Origin of the sequence: Vibrio sp. TMPB1044 (assembly GCF_030442075.1) — a bacterium.
GTDB lineage: Bacteria > Pseudomonadota > Gammaproteobacteria > Enterobacterales > Vibrionaceae > Vibrio > Vibrio satsumensis.
In genome coordinates this window covers 39,584-60,406 of the sequence record NZ_JAUJED010000004.1, presented here as the reverse complement: position 1 = coordinate 60,406, position 20,823 = coordinate 39,584, and the positions used below count along the sequence as shown (strand labels likewise).

General features: G+C 44.1%; 17 protein-coding genes and 1 tRNA gene. 11 read left to right on the top strand and 7 right to left on the bottom strand.

Annotated features, from left to right (window positions below; genetic code table 11):
- The first annotated feature begins 12 nt into the window (after positions 1-12).
- The 7 genes from prfA to ybaK all read left to right on the top strand — a co-directional run bounded on the left by prfA (position 13) and on the right by ybaK (position 7,020).
- Positions 13-1,101: a peptide chain release factor 1 gene (prfA, locus tag QQ041_RS01965; protein ID WP_285952999.1), complete on the top strand. Its 1,089-nt coding sequence runs from the start codon at positions 13-15 to the stop codon at positions 1,099-1,101.
- 5 nt (positions 1,102-1,106) lie between these two features.
- Complete coding sequence (gene prmC, locus QQ041_RS01960) at positions 1,107-1,967, top strand: peptide chain release factor N(5)-glutamine methyltransferase (protein ID WP_285952998.1); 861 nt, start codon at positions 1,107-1,109, stop codon at positions 1,965-1,967.
- Between the two features lie 185 nt (positions 1,968-2,152).
- Positions 2,153-2,536, top strand: a complete 384-nt coding sequence (locus QQ041_RS01955) for a SirB2 family protein (protein WP_060467244.1) — start codon at positions 2,153-2,155, stop codon at positions 2,534-2,536.
- A 27-nt stretch (positions 2,537-2,563) separates the two neighbouring features.
- Positions 2,564-3,373, top strand: a complete 810-nt coding sequence (locus QQ041_RS01950; protein WP_285952997.1) for a SirB1 family protein — start codon at positions 2,564-2,566, stop codon at positions 3,371-3,373.
- Positions 3,374-3,395: 22 nt separating this feature from the next.
- Positions 3,396-4,250, top strand: a complete 855-nt coding sequence (gene kdsA / locus QQ041_RS01945; RefSeq protein WP_017069619.1) for a 3-deoxy-8-phosphooctulonate synthase — start codon at positions 3,396-3,398, stop codon at positions 4,248-4,250.
- Between the two features lie 504 nt (positions 4,251-4,754).
- Positions 4,755-6,416: a bifunctional UDP-sugar hydrolase/5'-nucleotidase UshA gene (ushA, locus tag QQ041_RS01940; RefSeq protein WP_123322811.1), complete on the top strand. Its 1,662-nt coding sequence runs from the start codon at positions 4,755-4,757 to the stop codon at positions 6,414-6,416.
- Positions 6,417-6,534: 118 nt separating this feature from the next.
- The gene (gene ybaK / locus QQ041_RS01935; protein WP_146492349.1) at positions 6,535-7,020 is read left to right on the top strand and encodes a Cys-tRNA(Pro) deacylase; all 486 of its coding nucleotides are present in this window, start codon (positions 6,535-6,537) and stop codon (positions 7,018-7,020) included.
- Positions 7,021-7,098: 78 nt separating this feature from the next.
- On the opposite strand, the gene rluF is transcribed toward ybaK, so the two are convergent.
- The 3 genes from rluF to QQ041_RS01920 all read right to left on the bottom strand — a co-directional run bounded on the left by rluF (position 7,099) and on the right by QQ041_RS01920 (position 9,299).
- Positions 7,099-8,232: a 23S rRNA pseudouridine(2604) synthase RluF gene (gene rluF, locus QQ041_RS01930; RefSeq protein WP_285952996.1), complete on the bottom strand. Its 1,134-nt coding sequence runs from the start codon at positions 8,230-8,232 to the stop codon at positions 7,099-7,101.
- 176 nt (positions 8,233-8,408) lie between these two features.
- Entirely contained in the window at positions 8,409-8,990 is a 582-nt protein-coding gene (gene smrA, locus QQ041_RS01925) for a DNA endonuclease SmrA (protein WP_285952995.1), read from the bottom strand.
- A 168-nt stretch (positions 8,991-9,158) separates the two neighbouring features.
- Positions 9,159-9,299 carry a DUF3149 domain-containing protein gene (locus QQ041_RS01920; RefSeq protein WP_017062321.1) on the bottom strand — a complete coding sequence of 47 codons (141 nt, stop codon included), beginning with the start codon at positions 9,297-9,299 and terminating at the stop codon, positions 9,159-9,161.
- Between the two features lie 255 nt (positions 9,300-9,554).
- Between QQ041_RS01920 and QQ041_RS01915 the strand changes: the two genes are divergently transcribed.
- Positions 9,555-9,631, top strand: a tRNA-Pro gene (locus tag QQ041_RS01915).
- A 277-nt stretch (positions 9,632-9,908) separates the two neighbouring features.
- On the opposite strand, the gene QQ041_RS01910 is transcribed toward QQ041_RS01915, so the two are convergent.
- Together QQ041_RS01910 and QQ041_RS01905 are read right to left on the bottom strand one after the other, a co-directional pair.
- Positions 9,909-10,331 carry a hypothetical protein gene (locus QQ041_RS01910; protein WP_285952994.1) on the bottom strand — a complete coding sequence of 141 codons (423 nt, stop codon included), beginning with the start codon at positions 10,329-10,331 and terminating at the stop codon, positions 9,909-9,911.
- Positions 10,332-10,452: 121 nt separating this feature from the next.
- Positions 10,453-11,340, bottom strand: coding sequence for a TraB/GumN family protein (locus tag QQ041_RS01905; protein WP_285952993.1), 888 nt, complete (start codon positions 11,338-11,340; stop codon positions 10,453-10,455).
- Between the two features lie 405 nt (positions 11,341-11,745).
- On the opposite strand from QQ041_RS01905, the gene QQ041_RS01900 reads away from it, so the two are divergent.
- Together QQ041_RS01900 and QQ041_RS01895 are read left to right on the top strand one after the other, a co-directional pair.
- Positions 11,746-14,397 carry a beta-N-acetylhexosaminidase gene (locus tag QQ041_RS01900; RefSeq protein WP_285952992.1) on the top strand — a complete coding sequence of 884 codons (2,652 nt, stop codon included), beginning with the start codon at positions 11,746-11,748 and terminating at the stop codon, positions 14,395-14,397.
- Positions 14,398-14,933: 536 nt separating this feature from the next.
- Entirely contained in the window at positions 14,934-15,590 is a 657-nt protein-coding gene (locus tag QQ041_RS01895; RefSeq protein ID WP_019824160.1) for an oligogalacturonate-specific porin KdgM family protein, read from the top strand.
- Positions 15,591-15,837: 247 nt separating this feature from the next.
- Here QQ041_RS01895 and QQ041_RS01890 read toward each other — a convergent pair whose 3' ends face one another.
- Both QQ041_RS01890 and QQ041_RS01885 read right to left on the bottom strand, forming a co-directional pair.
- On the bottom strand, positions 15,838-16,278 hold the full coding sequence (locus tag QQ041_RS01890) for a DUF411 domain-containing protein (RefSeq protein ID WP_285952991.1): 441 nt from the start codon (positions 16,276-16,278) through the stop codon (positions 15,838-15,840).
- Complete coding sequence (locus QQ041_RS01885; RefSeq protein ID WP_285952990.1) at positions 16,268-19,081, bottom strand: copper-translocating P-type ATPase; 2,814 nt, start codon at positions 19,079-19,081, stop codon at positions 16,268-16,270. Before QQ041_RS01885 ends, QQ041_RS01890 begins: the two co-directional genes overlap by 11 nt.
- A 302-nt stretch (positions 19,082-19,383) precedes the next feature.
- Between QQ041_RS01885 and gltX the strand changes: the two genes are divergently transcribed.
- Positions 19,384-20,811 carry a glutamate--tRNA ligase gene (gene gltX, locus QQ041_RS01880; protein WP_017069020.1) on the top strand — a complete coding sequence of 476 codons (1,428 nt, stop codon included), beginning with the start codon at positions 19,384-19,386 and terminating at the stop codon, positions 20,809-20,811.
- The last annotated feature ends 12 nt before the right edge of the window (positions 20,812-20,823 follow it).

Below are 20,823 nucleotides of genomic sequence, written 5' to 3'. Positions count from 1 at the left end.
GAATAAGACATTATGAAAGCCTCGATTCTAGTAAAGCTTGAAACACTTGTTGAACGCTATGAAGAAGTTCAACATCTACTTGGTGATCCAGATGTAATCGGGAATCAAGACAAATTCCGTGCACTTTCTAAAGAGTACTCTCAACTAGAAGAAGTGACAGCTTGCTTCCAGTCATACCAGCAAGCTCAAGAAGATCTAGAAGCTGCTGAAGAGATGGCAAATGAAGATGACGCTGAAATGCGTGAAATGGCTCAAGACGAAATCAAAGACGCAAAAGCGGCGATTGAAAGTTTGACTGATGAGCTACAGATTCTTCTGATTCCAAAAGATCCAAACGATGAGCGTAACTGTTTCCTTGAAATCCGTGCTGGCGCGGGTGGTGATGAAGCGGGTATCTTCGCGGGCAACCTGTTCCGTATGTACTCTAAGTTTGCTGAGAAGAAAGGCTGGCGCGTTGAAATCATGAGCAGTAATGCTTCTGAACAAGGTGGCTACAAAGAGATGATCGCTAAGGTTAGTGGCGATGCTGTTTACGGCACAATGAAATTTGAGTCGGGCGGTCACCGTGTACAACGTGTACCTGAAACTGAGTCTCAAGGCCGTGTTCATACGTCAGCATGTACGGTTGCCGTTATGCCTGAAATCCCAGAAGCTGATCTTCCAGAAATTAAAGCGGGCGATCTTAAAATTGATACTTTCCGTGCATCAGGCGCGGGTGGTCAGCACGTTAATACTACGGATTCAGCAATCCGTATTACTCACTTACCAACGGGTACAGTAGTAGAGTGTCAGGACGAGCGCTCTCAGCATAAAAACAAAGCGAAAGCGATGGCTGTTCTTGCTGCTCGTATTGTTCAAGCAGAAGAAGAGCGCCGCGCGGCAGCTGTTTCTGATACACGTCGTAACCTACTAGGTTCTGGTGACCGTAGTGACCGTATTCGTACGTACAACTACCCACAAGGTCGTGTTTCGGATCACCGTATCAACCTTACTATCTACCGTCTTAACGAAGTACTTGAAGGTGACATGCAAAGCTTGCTTGATCCTGTACTTCAAGAGCACCAAGCCGATCAGCTTGCTGCACTTGCAGAGAACAACTAACCTGTATGCAGTCAGCATATACGGTTGAAAGTGCTTTAAAAGCAGCAATCGTAAAGCTTCAAGAGGGTGATAACACATCACCCTCAATTGATGCCGCGGTACTGCTTTGTCACGCCTTAGATAAACCAAGATCTTACCTGCTTACTTGGCCTGAGAAACACCTCACCTCAGAGCAAGAGTCTGAATTCAATGCCCTTCTAACACGTCGCTTAACTGGTGAGCCTGTGGCTTACATTATCGGTGAGCGTGAGTTTTGGTCACTGCCGTTAAAAGTTTCCCCTTCTACCTTAATCCCACGCCCAGATACTGAGCGTTTGGTTGAGGTAGCTTTGGATAAAACTTACGGCAAGCAAGGTGCGATTCTAGATTTAGGTACAGGTACAGGTGCTATCGCGTTAGCATTGGCGTCTGAGATGCCGAATCGACCGGTAACGGGGATTGATCTTCGCCCTGAAGCACAGCAGCTTGCGACAGAGAATGCACAACGTTTAAACATCACCAACGCTACTTTTTTGCACGGCAGTTGGTTTGAGCCTTTGAGCTCTGAGGAAACTGTGAAGTTCTCTCTGATTGTCTCTAACCCGCCATACATTGAGAAGAATGATCCTCATTTGTCTCAAGGCGATGTGCGTTTTGAGCCGATCACAGCACTAGTTGCTGAAGAGAAAGGGCTTGCTGATATCCGATACATTTCTGAAAACGCACGCGGCTTTTTGGAAAATGAAGGTTGGTTAGCATTTGAACACGGCTATGACCAAGGCTCGGCAGTTCGTGAGATTATGCAGACGCTCGGTTATCTCGATGTTGTAACAGAGAAAGATTACGGTGGTAATGACCGAGTGACATTGGGTCGTTATTGTTCATAGTTCGTAGCTGTATTCGATTACGGATATTCGCTTATGAGTAATAGACAATGAACTTGCCAAATTGATACCTTTAGCTCGACAATACATTTAACTCGGTAATGCATTTAACGAAGAAACATAGGGCATTAACGGGTATTGTGAGGCTCGTGTTAACGAAAGCACATATAAAAATATAAAGGAATACCATGTACGAAGGTCTAAAACATTTTCACCTATTAACGATTGCGATAAGCGCGCTACTTCTTTCGATTCGATTCGCTCTTATGATGGCCAATTCGCCGAAGCTTAAACATCCTTTCTTGCAGCGTTTCCCTCATATCAATGACTCGTTGCTGTTGCTATCGGGTATTGGTTTGATTTTTATCACTGGCTTTATTCCATTTACACCAGCCGCACCATGGTTAACTGAAAAACTAACCTGCGTAATGGCCTACATCGCATTAGGTTTCTTTGCACTTAAGTTAGGTAAAAACAACCTATTAAGAGTGTTCTCTTTCTTTGGTGCGTTAGGTTGGCTAGCAATGGCTGGTAAAATCGCAATGACGAAGACACCAACATTTTTCGGTTAATTATCTCCTTATTTCGGTTAACTACCTATGTACGAATTTTTTGATGAAGACTTTGACCAGCTAGAGTTAGCTGAAGGTGCATTGATCTTAAATAAAGCGATTAACCCAGAAACTCAAGACAGCTGGGCAGAGCAAGAGCTGGCTAGATTGTTAAAAGACGCCGAGTTTGCTTTGGTTAATGAAACCGATGAACAGCAGAAGTTTGAATCTTTTATTCGACTATTCTTTTATGAATGGGGTTTTGCTGGTGATAAAGATGCGTATTTCTCTTCGGAAAACGCGTTCATCGATAAAGTGCTTGAGAGAAAGAAAGGCATTCCTGTGAGTCTGGGAGCGGTCTTTCTTTTTCTAGGTCGCAAGCTAGGCTTTCCTGTAGAGGGTGTATCTTTCCCTACTCAATTCTTACTTAAAGTAAGCTGGTACGGGCAAGCTGCGGCCTATATTAACCCTTATAACGGTGAGTACGTTGGTGAACAAACCTTGCGAGCATGGTTAATTGGACATGACGGTCCATTAGCTAAGGTGAAACCTGAACACTTAGAAGTTGCAGACCACCCAACGATTATTGGTAAGTGGTTAGCACTGCTTAAGAGTGCACTGCTGAGAGAAGAGCGCTATACGCTTGCATTGAAGTGTACTGATCTTGCTTTAACCTTTGTACCGGATGACCCATATGAAATCCGTGACCGCGGTTTTATCTACCAGCAGCTAGACTGTCATCAAGTTGCTGCAATGGATTATCAATACTTTATCGACCAATGCCCAGATGACCCGGCATCTGAGTTACTGAAATCTCAAGTGAATGTCATGAACGAAAAGACCGTGGTTGTTCACTAATTAATAATTATTTAGAGAGAATATGATGGAACAGAAAACAGTTCACATTGGCGATATGCCAATTGCTAACGACAAGCCATTTACGCTATTTGCAGGCATGAACGTTCTTGAATCTCGCGATCTCGCTATGCAGATCTGTGAGCACTATGTGAAAGTAACAGAGAAGCTGGGTATTCCTTACGTATTTAAGGCGTCTTTTGATAAGGCGAACCGCAGCTCAGTTCATTCATACCGTGGTCCAGGCATGGAAGAAGGTCTTAAAATCTTCCAAGAGCTGAAAGACACTTTCGGCGTGAAGATCATTACTGATATTCACACAGAAGCTCAAGCTCAACCTGTTGCAGATGTGGTTGATGTAATCCAACTACCTGCATTCCTAGCTCGTCAAACTGATCTTGTTGAAGCAATGGCTAAGACTGGCGCAGTAATCAACGTGAAGAAGCCTCAGTTCATGAGCCCGAACCAAGTTGGCAACATCGTTGATAAGTTCGCTGAGTGTGGTAACGACAACATCATCCTTTGTGAGCGTGGCGCTTGTATGGGTTACGACAACCTTGTCGTTGATATGCTTGGCTTTGGCGTAATGAAGAAGTCTTCAAACGGTAGCCCTATCATCTTCGACGTGACGCACTCTCTACAAATGCGTGACCCATCAGGTGCTGCATCTGGCGGTCGTCGTGAGCAAACGGTTGAACTAGCAAAAGCTGGTCTTGCAACAGGTATTGCTGGTCTATTTATTGAAGCGCACCCGAACCCAGACCAAGCTCGTTGTGATGGCCCTTCTGCGCTACCTCTAGACAAACTAGAGCCGTTCTTGAAGCAGATGAAAGCACTGGATGATCTTATCAAAGGCTTTGAGCACATCGATATTAAATAGCTGAAGCTGATGTTAAGTAACTCGCTAATATGAATTAGTTAAAGTGGTTATTTAACGGTACCAAATAAACGCCTAACTCTAAGAGTTGGGCGTTTTTGTTTATCTGGGCATCAGCTTGTATCGTTGGGGACGTCTCTGTTTGGTAGAGCGCTAATCAGAGGAGATGATTAAATCATTGTTAACAAAGCCTTTGATGACCTAAGAAATAGGCATGAGTGTGTGAGGTCTGTCCTGTTTTTGGTAAATTGCTGATGTGTATCACACTTTGTAAGTAAACGATTGCCTGTGATGCAGGGGAAGTTTGAGTGTAATCTCATAATTTTGTTACACTTAACTGTTGATCTATGCGTGACCAATTCGACATAAATATGAAATCGTCGTGTTACATCTAAAATGTTAATTTAAGATTAGTCATGTTGAAGTCTTATTGTTCGAACTCCAGGAAAGGGGTCGCAATAGATTAAAAAAGCAGTGGATTCCCCTAAAAAGTTCAAAGGTATGACAATGAAGCAACGCCTTATTCTAAAGACAGCACTAAGTGCTGCAATTCTAGCTACTCTAGCTGGGTGTGCGTCTCAATCAGCTCATGATTGGAACCAAGACGAAACTTATAAGCTAACGATTCTTCACACGAACGATAACCATGGTCGTTTCTGGCAGAACAAATACGGCGAATACGGCATGGCTGCACGTAAAACGCTTGTTGACCAACTTCGTGCAGAAGTTGAAGCTGAAGGCGGTAGCGTGTTGCTTCTATCTGGTGGTGACATCAACACGGGTGTGCCAGAGTCAGATCTTCAGGATGCAGAACCTGATTTCAAAGGTATGAACAAGATTGGTTACGATGCAATGGCACTGGGTAACCATGAGTTTGATAACTCACTAGACGTACTACAAAAGCAGATCGATTGGGCTAACTTCCCAATGCTGTCAGCAAACATCTACGATAAAGCTACGGGCGAACGTAAGTTCCAAGCTTACGAGATGTTTGAAAAGCAAGGTATCAAGATTGCAGTTATCGGTCTAACCACTGAAGATACAGCAAAAATTGGTAACCCAGAGTTTATCGCTGGCATCGACTTCCGTGACCCTAAAGAAGAAGCGAAAAAACTGATCGCTGAACTTAAAGAAACTGAGAAGCCAGATCTCATCTTCGCAGTGACTCACATGGGTCACTACGAGAATGGCCAACGCGGTGTCAACGCACCAGGTGATGTAGCACTAGCCCGTTACCTAAATGAAGGCGATCTAGATATGATCGTTGGTGGCCACTCTCAAGAGCCGGTATGTATGGAAGGCCCTAACGTTGCTAAGAAAAACTTCAAACCGGGTGATGAATGTAAACCAGACGTTCAAAATGGTACTTATATCGTTCAAGCTCACGAGTGGGGCAAGTATGTAGGCCGTGCTGATTACGAATTCCGTAATGGCGAACTAGAGATGGTTAGCTACGATCTAGTTCCTGTTAACCTTAAGAAGAAAGTTAAGATTGACGGCAAGAAGCAACGTGTTCTTATTCAAGACGAAATCGCACAAGATCCAGAGCTACTTGAATTCCTACGTCCATTCCAAGAGCAAGGTCAAGCTCAGTTAGAAGTTAAAATCGCTGATACAAATGGCAAGCTTGAAGGTGACCGTAACGTCGTTCGCTTCCAACAAACTAACCTAGGTCGTTTGATTGCAACCTCTCACATGGAGCGCGCAAAAGCAGATTTCGCTGTAATGAACTCTGGTGGTGTTCGTGACTCAATTGAAGCGGGTGAAGTGACTTACAAAGATGTACTAACAGTACAACCTTTTGCAAACATCCTGACTTACACTGATATGACGGGTAAAGAGGTTTTAGATTACCTAAATGTCGTGGCGACGAAACCAATCGATTCTGGTGCTTATGCTCAGTTTGCTGGTATCTCTATGACAGTAGCAAACGGTGAAGTATCGAATGTATTCATCGGTGGCAAACAGCTGCGTTTAGACGAAACATACCGCTTCACAGTACCAAGCTTTAACGCTGCTGGTGGTGACGGTTACCCTAAACTGTCTGACCACCCAGGTTACGTGAATACTGGTTTTGTTGATGCTGAAGTACTGAAAGAGTACCTAGAAGCGAATAGCCCGGTTGACGTGAATAAGTACGCGCCTTCTGGCCAAATGGTTTACAAGTAATTGAATCCAAGCAATTGTATCAATAGGTGCTAAATTAGATTGACTCTAGCACCATGATAAATTTAACTAAAGCGACGCCTCGGCGTCGTTTTTTGTTTATCTACCGTTTGGATTTGTTATGACCCCTGCAATCAATCTCGCCAAGAAAAAGAAAATCGCTCATAGTGTGCATCAGTATCATCATGATGCGAATAATACGAACTATGGATTAGAAGCCGTTGAAGCGCTTGGTCAAGATCCCAAACGTGTATTCAAAACGCTGTTGTTCTGCTTGAATGGTGTGGCGAAAGATTTGGCGGTTGCCGTTATTCCTGTCGACCAGAAGCTCAATCTAAAGCTGGCAGCAAAAGCGGCGGAAGGAAAAAAAGCAGAGATGGCTGATCCAGATATTGCTCAGAAAACCACGGGTTATGTTGTTGGTGGCATCAGCCCGCTTGGTCAGAAAAAAGCGCTGCCGACTTTTGTTCATTCTAGTGCGACAGAATTTGAAACAATATGTGTGAGTGCGGGAAAGCGAGGTTTAGAAATTGAACTTGCCCCTAAAGACTTAGCTCAACTGACTCGAGCTCAGTTTACTGATTTGTGCTTGCAAGTTGATGGTTAGTCGTTAAAAGCCATGACGTACCGAACAATAAACAAAAACGCCCACTCATTAGTGGGCGTTTCTGTATAAGGAGTCATTCTACTTTTTCAGACCTAAAGTGCCACTAACACGTTTCTGACCTGGTTTATTTGGTCTGTTTGAATCTTGGTTACGGTTTGCCGTTTTTCCGCTTCTACGATCGTTATTGTCGCGATCTGTACGATTGCGATCCGAACGGTTTCTATCTGAATTAGAACGCTCTGAACGAGAGTTCGACTTCCAATTCTCGGTATTACCACCGCTTTCACCGTTCGATGAATTGCGGCCACGCTTTGAGTTAGGCGCATGACGGAATTCATCCGCATTGTTACCACGGTAAGTGCGAGATCGGTTCTCGTTTTGATTACGGCGCGCTGTTGAGGTTTGGTTTTCTTCACGGCTGTCAAAAAGTTTTGCGTCAGTCGCTTTACGAATACGCTGACCTTTGGCGTTCATTTTTGACGCATCTTCTGTACTTACTGAGCCTTCACACATCGCTAATATTTCAGTGATCTCTTCGTCGCTTAGGTAGCGCCATTTTCCGTTAGGAATACCATCTAGTGAGATGTTCATAATACGAACACGGCGCAGTTTAAATACTTCGTAACCCAATGCTTCACACATACGGCGAATTTGGCGGTTAAGGCCTTGCGTTAATGTGATTCGGAACGAGAACTTGGTTTCTTTCTCGACCTTACATGGCAAGGTCACAGTATCGAGAATATGAACGCCAGCGCCCATTTGCTTCAAGAACTCAGTCGTAATCGGCTTGTCGACACGAACCACGTACTCTTTCTCGTGGTTGTTACCCGCACGAAGAATCTTGTTTACGATGTCGCCATCATTGGTCAGGAAGATAAGTCCATCAGAAGGCTTATCTAGACGACCAATTGGGAAAATTCGCTTGTGGTGGCCGATAAAGTCGACGATGTTGCCAGGAATATCACGCTCAGTCGTACAGGTAATGCCGGTCGGTTTATTGAGAGCAATATAGATAGGCTTTTCTTTTGAACGTACTGGCTTGTTGTCGATCTCAACATCATCACCTGGTAATACTTTCGTTCCCATCTCAGGGATCTTGCCATTAATAGTAACTCGGCCTGCATCGATCAATTTGTCTGCTTCACGACGTGAACAAAAACCAGTTTCACTGATGTATTTATTAAGGCGTTTAGCTTGGGATTCTTGTGACATGATATTCTCTTAGCGTTTCACAACGGAAATATAGATAAACAAAAAGCAACTTTTGGGTAGTTGCTTTGAGTTGGAATTCGTTAACTGAGGCAATTTTAGCACTTGGTGTGAGTCTAGGCACGAAATATCGGTCTTGATGCAAAATCGTTATTCGCCTATTTATCTAGCTCAACCTATCAACTGGTGCGCTTTTGATGGCGCTCTCTGTTCTCTAGTTTTTTCTCATTACTCTTTCTGAGCATGACATAGACTGCGCCAGTACCACCATGAAATTGCTGAGCAGAATGAACGCATTGAACATCGTTGATTTGCGTTAGCCAATTTGCAACGTAGCTTTTCATCATTGCTGGTGGACTCGAACGTTCGCCCTTACCATGAACAATGATGACGGTACGAACATCCATTCTTAAACACTGACGCAAAAATGAAAGCACTTCGTTACGTGCGTCTTTCAGTGTTTTCCTATGAAGGTCTAGCTTGGCTTGAATCGGGTATTTGCCTAGGCGCAGCTTTTTGTATACGCCTTCTTGTACACCGTCTTTTTTATAAGCAATAACATCGTCTGGCCTTATCATTGGTGAGTAGTCTAATGATAAGTAGTCTTTCTCGTCATCAGATAGCCACATAGCGGCTTCACGCTTGGCAAGGTGAGATTCTGTGACTCGGTGTACTTTCTGGTGTTCGGCGGTGTCATGGTCGATACGTTTAACGTCGCCCATCATTTCTTGGAATAGATCTAAGTCGTCATCATGAGACATAGTGTGTATCTCAAGTTGGGGAAGGATTGGGTAAGTATACCTAAGTTGGGACGGGGTTTAAAAATGAAAAAACCGGAGGTGACAAGAGAAATCAGCTCCGGTGCAAAGCGTTTTAATATTTACCCGCAAGTAATGATGCTTGAGGTAAATGATTTAGGCTGAGCGATTCTAGTGAGGAGATTTTTCAGTCATAACTTTGTAGATGAAGAAGCCTCCATAAAACATCATGAGACCCAGAGCCCCGAAGATTACTATCATTGAAGATAGTCCCACCGCATTACCAAATAGGAGATCTAGCCAAAAGTCCATGTGTATACCTCAAAGTTATATGACATGGCTTAGTGTATTAAGTAGCATTATCAATTTACTGATCTGGATCAATCCTGTTGCATAAGTTAAATACTTGTTGGCGACTGTGTGTTTTTCGTCACATTGAGCGAGTTGTTGTATGTCTTTTGTTCGAACGATTCGAATTCACAATAAATATGAGAAAAAGCGCTTGCGGATAAATTCAGAATCCGTATTATACGCTCCATCGACAGGCAATCAGCCAGTTAGATATTTCGGTGAATAGCGCAGCTTGGTAGCGCATCTGGTTTGGGACCAGAGGGTCGGGGGTTCGAATCCCTCTTCACCGACCACATTAAAGAAAGCCGTAGCAGAAATGCTACGGCTTTTTTGCATTTTAATCTGGTTTAGAACATGGGGATGGGGGCTGGAATGCCAGTCCAATCGAATTCCTCTTCACCGACCACATTAAGAAAGCCGTAGCATTCTCTGTAATAGAAGGGTCTACGGCTTTTTGTATTTTGGTATATGTGTAATTCCCTAGAGCGACGAAGGAGCGAGTCGGGAATCTCTTGTTGTTCTAAGCGTCCTGCATAGAGACAAGGATTGATCCAGTAGTCCCGAATCTATTTACTTAACATCACAGGTAATGTTCTTGATTGGCGTCTCTGAGGTAACAAAACAAACATAAGCGTCAACAGGGTGATTTGGACCAATTCGAATGTAACCCGCCTGTACTTCATCTTCGTTAAAAGTCACCGAGTGAGAATTACCCGTCTGACCATCGTAGAAGCTTGCTTCAAAATTACCATTCATTTGGCTTGCGATACGGTTGCGTGTCGTTGATGTCGTGAACGTAATATTCGCGCATCGCATTGGTGGCTTTTCAGTAATCAAGAACTGTCCGCTTTCTTTATCTAACACACCGCCTTTGGTGTCTGGCTGAATGTCTATCGGCTGGAATTGTTCGATCGTACAAGTTTCTTTGGCAGACGCTACCGTGGGCATCAGAATCGCTAGGGCTAAAGGGAAAGCAAAAAGTACTGGTTTCATGAGAACAACACCGTATGTAAAAAGAGCGAAAGATAATAGCACCGCTATGGGGCGATTAAATGTAATGATTCTGTTATTAGGTAATGGTTATATTAGGAGAAGGTCATGGCTTCGAATTGAGCTAGCTGTCGTCACTAAGCTCAAATTGACACTGAGCCTGTTGGCTTTGTGATTGTTGAGTGACATTTAAACCTTTCTCTTCTAATAACTGCAAAAGGTTACCTTCGCCAATCAGGTGTAAAGTACCGACGACCAGCACGTAGTGTCCCTTTGAATCGAGTTTCCAATCATTGGCGGAGAGCTTGTTTGCCCAATCGACGTTGCGATCGGTTAAAAATGCTTTCTCTAGTTCAGATGGCATTTCAGACAGCTTCGCAAACTCCTCAAGCTTCGCTACATCACCGGCTTTCCAACTGTCAATTAAGCAGTGAACCACCCCATCAGTTTGGTCAAATTCTTCAAGGCTACTGACTAACCATTCTTTACCGGAATCTTTTTGTCCTGCAATGAGATCTATCTGAAATTGTAGAGGCTCTAAACTGATCACCGGAACGTCTTGTATCGTCGCTTTATAGGCGAGTGTTGCGTCTACACCGCCCGCTGAGCCATAGCCAAGGTTCTTTAATTGCTGCATCTGTATTGAGAGAGATGTCGCCCAAGGTGGAGAGCTCAGTAGTTGTTGAGTCGGCATACCCAAAGACTTTGAAATACTGGCTAATAACTGTTTTTGTTCTTTGTTTAATACATCACTCGTGGTCACTGTGGTCGTGGGATACACAATGCCTTCTGACTTCCTGATGTCTGTCTCGACAATTAATCCGTCGCTCTCTTTTAGCGTGTCAGTGATCTGTACTGGAAGTGGGTACATGCTCTCGTCTCCTACGTGGACGGAACCCAAGATGGTGAGTGTCAGTTCATCCTTTTTGGCTTGCCAATAAAGAGGTTCGGCCGAAGCTTGTTTGGCTGAAAATGCGAGAACGAATAAAGTTACGTACCAAAATGTGCGCAAGGAAAGCTCCTATTAAAAGAGATGAACTCGTTAAAATTGATTTTGACGGCGTTTTTTAACGGTTTTTTTTGAGAACGATGTCACGTTGTTTGTACGAAAAGTATAACAACACGAACAAACTCTTAAACCTTTCTCTCTATCAACAACACGATTTTATGAAATCCGTTAAAAAGATTGTGATTCATTTCTCAATTTTTACGTCAAAATAAAACTGACGGAAGTGCCGTCGATTCTAACTTTATGATTTTTATGTAATTAATTTTATCGCAAATTTTGAGATTTGAAGCTGATCACTTTATTAACTTGATTTAATTCACGGTAAAAAATAAGCCCATATAGTTTATCTAACTTTCGAAGCGCTCCACTTTGCTTCTGACTCAATTTTTTAATTTATGGGTGAATACGATGTTGAAGAGAAACTTACTATCTGTAGCGGTACTGGCTGGTTTGACGGGTTGTGCTATTACACAAGCACCAGAACAAAAGGTGGTTAATGCACTGGCTGATAACCTTGATGTGCAATATGAAATCTTGACTAACCACGGTGCAAACGAAGGCATGGCTTGTCAGGATTTAGGCGCAGAGTGGGCATCATGTAATAAAGTAAACATGACGTTAACTAACGATGGTGAAGCAATTGACTCTAAAGATTGGACCATCTACTTCCACAGTATTCGCCTTATCTTAGATGTTGATAATGAGCAGTTTAAAATAACTCGCGTAACTGGCGACTTACATAAGTTAGAACCAACCGAAAAATTTGATGGTTTCGCTGCGGGTGAAGAAGTGATTCTTCCACTGACGAGTGAATACTGGCAGTTGTTTGAAACTGACTTTATGCCGGGTGCATTCGTAACGGCACCAAACGCAGAGCCAAAGATGATTGCTTCATTGAATACAGAAGATGTCGCGTCGTTCGTAACAGGTTTGGAAGGAAACAACCTGAAGCGTACACCTGATGACAACAACGTAATGGCGACAGCTGTTACGCGTTTCGAAAAGAATGCGGATCTAGCAACGCAAGATGTATCAACAACATTATTACCAACGCCAATGTCGGTAGAAGCGGGTGAAGGTTCAGTCAGCATTGCTGGTGGTATTGCCCTACCTAAAGACGCATTTGATGCTGAGCAATTCGCAGCAATTGAAGAACGTGCAGATGTGGTAAACGTAGATGTGAGTGGCGACCTACCTGTTAGCGTCGCTGTTGTTCCTACTCAGTTTACGGGTGATTTAGCGAAATCTGGTGCTTATGAACTAAGTATCTCGGAAGAGGGGATCGCGATTAAAGCGTTTGATAAAACAGGTGCTTTCTACGCAGTTCAGTCTATTTTTGGCCTAATAGACAGTCAGAACGCTGAATCATTACCACAACTGTCGATCCAAGATGCGCCACGCTTTGATTACCGTGGTGTGATGGTGGATGTTGCTCGAAACTTCCACTCAAAAGATGCCATCCTAGCAACGCTAGATCAAATGGCTGCATACAAGATGAATAAACTTCACCTCCACTTAACTGATGATGAAGGCTGGCGTTTAGAAATCCCAGGTTTACCAGAGCTAACGGATGTAGGGTCTAATCGTTGTTTTGATTTGGAAGAGCAAAGCTGTTTATTGCCTCAGCTAGGTTCAGGTCCAACAACAGACAACTTTGGCTCTGGTTTCTTTAGTAAGGCGGATTACGTCGAGATCTTAAGCTACGCAAAAGCGCGCAGTATCGAAGTAATTCCAGAGATTGATATGCCAGCACACGCTCGTTCTGCTGTGGTATCGATGGAAGCGCGTTACACTCGTCTAATGGCGGAAGGTAAAGAAGCAGAAGCGAATGAATATCGCTTGATGGATCCACAAGATAAATCGAACGTAACGACAGTTCAGTTCTACGATAAGCAAAGCTTCATTAATCCATGTATGGAATCATCAACTCACTTTGTCGATAAAGTGATCTCTGAAGTGGCGGCAATGCACCAAGAAGCGGGCGTTCCACTAACGACTTGGCACTTCGGCGGCGATGAAGCGAAAAACATCAAGTTAGGCGCTGGCTTACAAGATATTAATGCAGAAGATAAAGTGGCTTGGAAAGGCAACATCGACTTGTCTAAGCAAGATAAGCCATTCCAACAGTCTCCACAGTGTCAGTCTTTGATCGCTGATGGAACGGTAAGCGACTTCGGTCATTTGCCAAGTCACTTTGCCGAGCAGGTATCTAAGATTGTTGCTGACAAAGGCATTCCTCATTTCCAAGCATGGCAAGATGGTCTGAAATACAGCGAAGGTGAAGAAGCATTTGCAACAGAAAGTACGCGCGTTAACTTCTGGGATGTTCTTTACTGGGGCGGTACTTCATCAGTTTACGACTGGTCAGCGAAAGGTTATGACGTGATTGTTTCTAACCCAGACTACGTATACATGGATATGCCATACGAAGTTGATGCAGCAGAACGCGGTTACTACTGGGCAACGCGTGCAACCGATACTCGTAAGATGTTTGGCTTTGCTCCAGAGAACATGCCACAAAACGCAGAAACATCATTAGACCGTGACGGCAATGGTTTCTCTGGTAAAGGCGAGATTGAAGCAAAACCTTTTTACGGTTTATCAGCGCAACTTTGGTCTGAAACAGTTCGTACCGACGAGCAATATGAATACATGGTGTTCCCACGCGTTCTTGCAGCAGCTGAGCGTGCATGGCATCGAGCAGATTGGGAAAACGACTACAAAGTGGGCGTTGAATACTCTCAAGAAACTAACCTAGTGAATAAGCAAGCTCTAAACAGCGACTTTAATCGCTTCGCGAATATTGTTGGTCAACGTGAACTGGCTAAGCTTGAGAAAGCAGGCATTGATTATCGACTACCAGTTCCAGGTGCAAAAGTGGTTGATGGCAAGCTGGCGATGAACGTTCAATTCCCAGGCGTCGAGCTGCAATACTCTGCTGATGGCGAAAACTGGCTAACGTATGATGAGCAACAACGTCCATCGGTTTCTGGTGAAATTTACATCCGTTCTATTTCAGAAAGTGGTGAGAAAGTAAGTCGAGTAACGTCAGTTAAATAATCGATAAGCACTGTTATTAGTAGAAGAGCTCCCGAATTTTATCTTATCCAAGATAAAACGGGAGCTCTTTTTGTTTGCTGCGAATTAGGCTCTCATCCAAAACGGGAACATATAGAAACCGTCTTGGTCTATAACGTCAACAATAAACATAAAGTGAGGTTCATCGCAAAAGTGACGCGCTTCTCATTATTCTCTTCGAAAAATAAGTCCCTCATAAAAAACTCTAAATCAGGTGTGATTCAATTAACTGAATCTAATTTTGTACCGTAAAATAATGTGATCCCGATCTGTACGTTTTTCCATCTTGAGTTTTTTATCAATTTTTATATTTTTAAGTATTTGATTTTAATGCATTAAATAACTTGTTCTTTTTTGATAGTGAGAGAGATCACTCTGCCCACTCTTTTATTTTGAAACGCAAATTAATTCGAGCAACATAGATTTCATGCCAGGGAGGCGACCAACTACTCAAGCGGTGAAGGTGAATGATGTACCGAAGATATGCCGCTGAAAAAATCAAACTAAGGCAGTTTACTATGAAAAAAATTATCGCTCTAAGTGCTCTTTCTCTTGCTTTCGCTTCTAGTGCTTTTGCTGGTTCTTCTTACGTTACAGGTAACGTTCAATTTCACTCTGATTTCCAACCAAACGCGACGTCAACTCTAGAAGCGGGCCACACGTTTGATTCAGGCACAACACTACTAACAGAGTTCGATGGTATCTCTCTTGGTAAGTACGACAATGACGCAATCCAAGACAGCGGTCTAGGTAACTCTCCATACATCACTCTAGGTGTTGAGCAGATGTACAACATCAATGACAACCTATGGGTTGCTGCGGGTTACCACCACCTACTAAACAACGGTGAAACGGTTCAGTACCGTCCATTGGTTAAGATCGGTTACAACTTCGATAACGGTATCTCTATTAGCAACCGTACTCGTTACCACGCTATGGAAGATAGCAAAGCTGACGATCAAACTCGTTTTGACAACCGTATCGGTTACGCAGTAAACGCTGAGCTAGCTCTAAGCTACAACAACGTATACGTAATCAGCGATGCTGATAACACAATGGACCACGAGCTTCGTGCGACATGGACTCGTCAAGGCGTTCAACCTTACTTTGAGTACCGTAACCAAGCTGACAACGCTAACAACGCATTCGTATTCGGTGCTTCTTACGGTTTCTAAGCTGATTCACTTGGCTGTTTAGTCGATTAGATTATTGGCTAAGTGAGCTTCTTTGCTAATTGGCTTTTTTGTTAACTAGCGACGAAAACATAGCGGTACCAACAGCCCGGTTGGTGCCGCGACAAGATTTGCTTTACTGTCCAAAAGCAAAGAGCCTAGCAAGTAAACCACAGTCTTGGGTTTACTTAATGCTAGGCTCTATTTTTATAACTTCTTAAATATTGCTTTGTGCCGGTTTCTTTACGCTCTAATTACCATCGTAATGACGGTATTCAAACACCTGACCTTTCTCATTAAACGCATACACAGAATACTCGTCTTTCTTATCGCCATACTCCATGCCCGGTGAGCCCATTGGCATACCTGGAACTGCTAAGCCAATTGCATTGCGTGGCGGGTTTTCTAAAAAGGCTTTAACATCATCAGCCGGAATGTGTCCTTCAAATACGTAACCATCGATCTCTGCAGTGTGGCAAGAGGCTAGTTTTTGCGTTACCCCTAACTTCTGCTTTATTGGATTCATATCATCGTGGAGCTTCTCTGTAACATCGAACCCAGCATCTCGCATATGTTCTGTCCATTCTGTGCAGCAGCCACAGTATGGAGACTTATGGTTTAGAACATCAGTCGCGAGAGCTTGTCCTGAAATTGCAGCGAGTGCAGTAAGAGTCATAATTTTACGAATCATGGTTAACCTCATGAATATGGTTTTTGTTGATATTAGAATGAGTGGGTTTGAATAATCTCAGCCTGTTGGCATTGCTTACTACTGTGATTGATGACATAGCCATCGCAGCGCCTGCAACGACAGGGCTAAGCAGAAATCCGAAAAATGGGTAGAGCACACCCGCGGCGATAGGAATGCCAAGCGAGTTATAGATGAAGGCGCCAAATAGGTTCTGCTTCATATTTTTCACTGTTGCTTGAGACAGCTCTATTGCATTACTCACGGATAGTGGTGACGAGTTGAGGAGGGTCATTTGCGCACTCTCGATGGCGACATCACTGCCACTGCCCATCGCGATACCGATATCGGCTTGAGCGAGTGCTGGAGCATCGTTAATGCCATCTCCAACCATGGCAACACTCTTATATTGCTGTTGAAGCTGAACAATATGCTGAGCTTTCTGCTCTGGAAGCACTTCCGAGATAACCTCGTCGATACCGACTCTTTTACCTATTGCTTGAGCCACAGAGTCGTTGTCACCAGTGAGTAGCACAGTGTGAATTCCGGCGGATTTTAGTTGAGCTATCGCCTGTTTGCTATCTATTTTTAACGCGTCTGAAATGCCCAATATGCCTTCTAGTTTTTGGTCAATCACGATGAAAATAGGCGTCCAGGCTTGCGAGCGGCAAAGCTCGATGAAATCTTCGCCAATCTCTGTATTGATGCCTAATTGGGTGAGGAACTTAAGCGAGCCGACTTGCACGTTCTTGCCGTTAATTGTTGCTTGAACCCCAAGCCCTCGTTGGTTTTCAAATTCGCTGTGTGGGAGAGCTGACACTTCCAAGCTCTCTGCATATTGGCAAACGGCTTTGGCGAGTGGGTGCTCAGATCCTACTTCTACTGAATAAGCGTAAGCCAGTAATTCTTGTTCTGATAGGTTGTGATGAAACGCTTGTTGCACGCTTGGTTTCCCTTGGGTTAGGGTGCCCGTTTTATCAAACACGACTGCATCGATTTTGCTGGCTGATTGCAACACATCGGCGTCTTTGATCAGAACGCCAAACTCAGCGGCTTTACCTACGCCGACAGTAATAGAGAGTGGAGTCGCTAGGCCTAAGGCACACGGACAAGCGATGATCAGCACAGTGGTCGATACAACAAGCATGTAACTGGCACTTGGTTGTGGGCCAACAAAAAACCAAACTAGGGCGGCAACAGCTGCGATTGCGACCACAACGGGCACGAACACGGCAGAAATAGAGTCGGCAAGTTTCGCTATCGCAGGTTTGCTGCTTTGTGCCTGGCGAACCATCTGAATGATTCGAGCTAACATGGTGCTTGAGCCAATCCCAGTCGCTTCAATAATTAAGCTACCATCGCCATTAATGGTGCCCGCAGAAACGCCATCACTCACCGATTTAACGTTGGGAAGTGGTTCACCGGTCAGCATCGATTCATCGATGTAAGACTCACCAGATACCACAACACCATCAACTGGCACTTTTTCTCCCGGTTTGACGCGTACTTGCATGCCGACTTGGATAGCTTCTACAGCAATGGTTTGTTCTTTGCCATCGACGATGACCACCGCTTTTTGAGGTTGTAAGTTAATCAGTGCCTGTAGCGATTTCGTGGTGCGAGCTTTGGCTTTGGCTTCAATGTAGTGACCCAAAGAAATAAGGCCAACGATCATCGCACTCGCCTCAAAGTAAACATGGCGAGAGGCTTCTGGGAACCATGATGGAATCAGCACAACCAACATTGAATAGAACCATGCTGCGCCTGTACCTAGAGCGACGAGTGTGTCCATGGTAGCGCGTTTGTGCATCAGTGATTGCCACGCGTTAGTGAAGAAGCTCCGCCCAGAGGTGGCTAGTAGCACTAGGCAGATCACACCAATGAAGCCCCAAGCCAGTTGGTCACTAAGTGTAGCAATGGTCATGCTGCCACCGAATATGCCCCATACCATCAGCGGAGCCCCAAGCAGTAGTGCGCTCACTGAGTTTTTCAGGAAGGCCTTTTGAGTGCGAAGTTGCTGTTCTTGCTGTTTTTGCTGTTGAGTCGCTGCATCGTCGACAAACTCGGCGCCATAACCTGCTGCTTTCACCGATTTGATTAGAGCGTTTTCAATGATGTCTCTTGTTTGAGAGGTGAAAACCAAGGCAGTCTGCTCTGCAAGGTTAATCTGTGCTTGGTCGACGAACTCATTCTTTTTCAATGCTTTTTCGACCGAAGAAACGCAACTCGCACACGTCATTCCCTCAAGAACAAGGTGATAGGTATATTGGCTGGCAACGGGTTCAGTTAAAGTTGCTTCTGTAGGCGCCAGTTTTTTATCTTCTTCTAAATTTGAACTCGATGAAAGGTCATTCGTTTCAGAGTAGGGAGCTGCGTGATAACCCACGCTTTCGACCAGCTCAATAACCTCGGATTCAGAAAGCAGAGTAACCAGTGATAGCTCCTGTTTGCTGACTTCTAGGTTTGAGGTTTGCTCGGTTTGTTCAAGCGCTTGAGTCAGTTTGCTCACACACTTTCCGCAGCTGAGGCCGGATAGCGAAAGGTGCAGCTGATTACCCATAGAATAGCCAAGCGTTGCTAACTGTTCGTTGAGCTGAATGTAACTAGAAGGAGTCGAAATATCGATGTAGGTTGGCGATATGTCATTGATCGTCGTGTTGTTGAGATCGCCAAACAGTGTGCGGACTTTCTTTGCACAACCCATGCAATTTAGGCCGTTGAGCGCGGTTGCGTAGTGATTCATATCGATACTCCAATTCTCATCTACGCCTAACATAAACCTTCCCGTAAGGGTAAGGTCAAACATAAATTCAAGAATTTGATCTTAGTAGAATATGAATGAGTGAGTTACGTTTGTGGATACGCAGGGAACTAAAGTAAAGCGTGGTTTTTATTTATTGGTTACAGGCTGTAGATTTTCGACTTCGAAGCTGGATTTAGCCTTTCTACAATCGCTTTCGCACAAGATCAGCACATTAATCATTCACTACTGATTGTAGATTTAAGCGGTGGTGATAAAATAGCGCCCAAAATTTAGTGATATTTGTCTGCTGCAGGCTTTGTAATAGCGATCACTAAAAGAATCACCTACATAATCAAGGTATTTAAATGACGGTTAAAACTCGTTTTGCTCCTAGCCCAACTGGCTATCTTCACGTTGGTGGTGCACGTACTGCACTTTACTCTTGGCTATTCGCTAAGAATCAAGGTGGTGAATTCGTTCTACGTATCGAAGACACGGACCTTGAGCGTAACTCTCAAGAAGCGGTTGATGCAATTCTAGAAGGCATGCAATGGATGGGTATGGAATGGGACGAAGGTCCTTACTACCAATCTAAGCGTTTTGACCGTTACAACGAAATGGTTGATAAGCTACTTGCTGAAGACAAAGCATTCAAATGCTACGCGTCTAAAGAACTGCTTGATGAAATTCGTGCAGAGCAAGAAGAAAACAAAGAAATGGCTCGTTACGATGCGAACCACCCTAAAATTGTTGCAGCAAACGAAGCAGCAAAAGAAGGTGATGCATGTGTTATCCGTTTCCGTAACCCAAAAGAAGGCAGCGTAGTATTTGATGACCAAATCCGTGGTCGCATTGAAATCGCGAACAGCCAACTTGATGACCTAATCATTCGTCGTACAGACGGTGCACCAACATACAACTTCGTAGTGGTTGTGGATGACTGGGATATGGGGATTACACACGTTGTTCGTGGTGAAGATCACATCAACAACACACCTCGTCAAATCAACATCTATGAAGCACTAGGCGCGCCAGTTCCAACTTTCGCTCACTGTGCAATGATTCTTGGTGATGACGGTGCAAAACTTTCTAAGCGTCACGGTGCTGTTTCTGTAATGCAATACCGCGACGAAGGTTACCTACCAAATGCACTAAACAACTACCTAGTTCGTTTAGGTTGGTCTCACGGTGACCAAGAGATCTTCTCTCAAGAAGAGATGATTGAATTCTTCAGCCTGAACGCTATCAGCAAGTCTGCTTCTGCATTCAACACTGATAAGCTACTTTGGTTGAACAACCACTACATCAAGACTTCTGAGCCTGAGTACGTTGCTAAATACCTGCAATGGCACCTAGACGCACAGAAGATCGATACAACAAACGGCCCAGCTATCACTGAAGTGATCAAGCTAGTTGGCGAGCGTTGTAACACGCTTATCGAACTTGCTGAGCAATCTCGTTACTTCTATGAAGATTTCTCTGAGTTTGAAGCTGGCGCAGCGAAGAAGCACCTACGTGGTGTTGCTAAAGGCCCACTAGAGCTTGCTCTTGCTAAGGTTGAAGCACTTGAAGATTTCACTACTGCAAACATCAAAGATGGTGTGATTGCAGCAGTATGTGAAGAACTAGAGATTGGCATGGGTAAAATCGGCATGCCACTTCGCGTAGCAGTAACAGGCGGTGGTCAGTCTCCTTCTGTTGATGCAGTGATGGAGCTTGTTGGTAAAGAGCGCGTAATCGCTCGTATCAAGATGGCTCTTGAGTTCATCGCTGAGCGTGAAGCTAACGCTTAATTGAGCGATTGC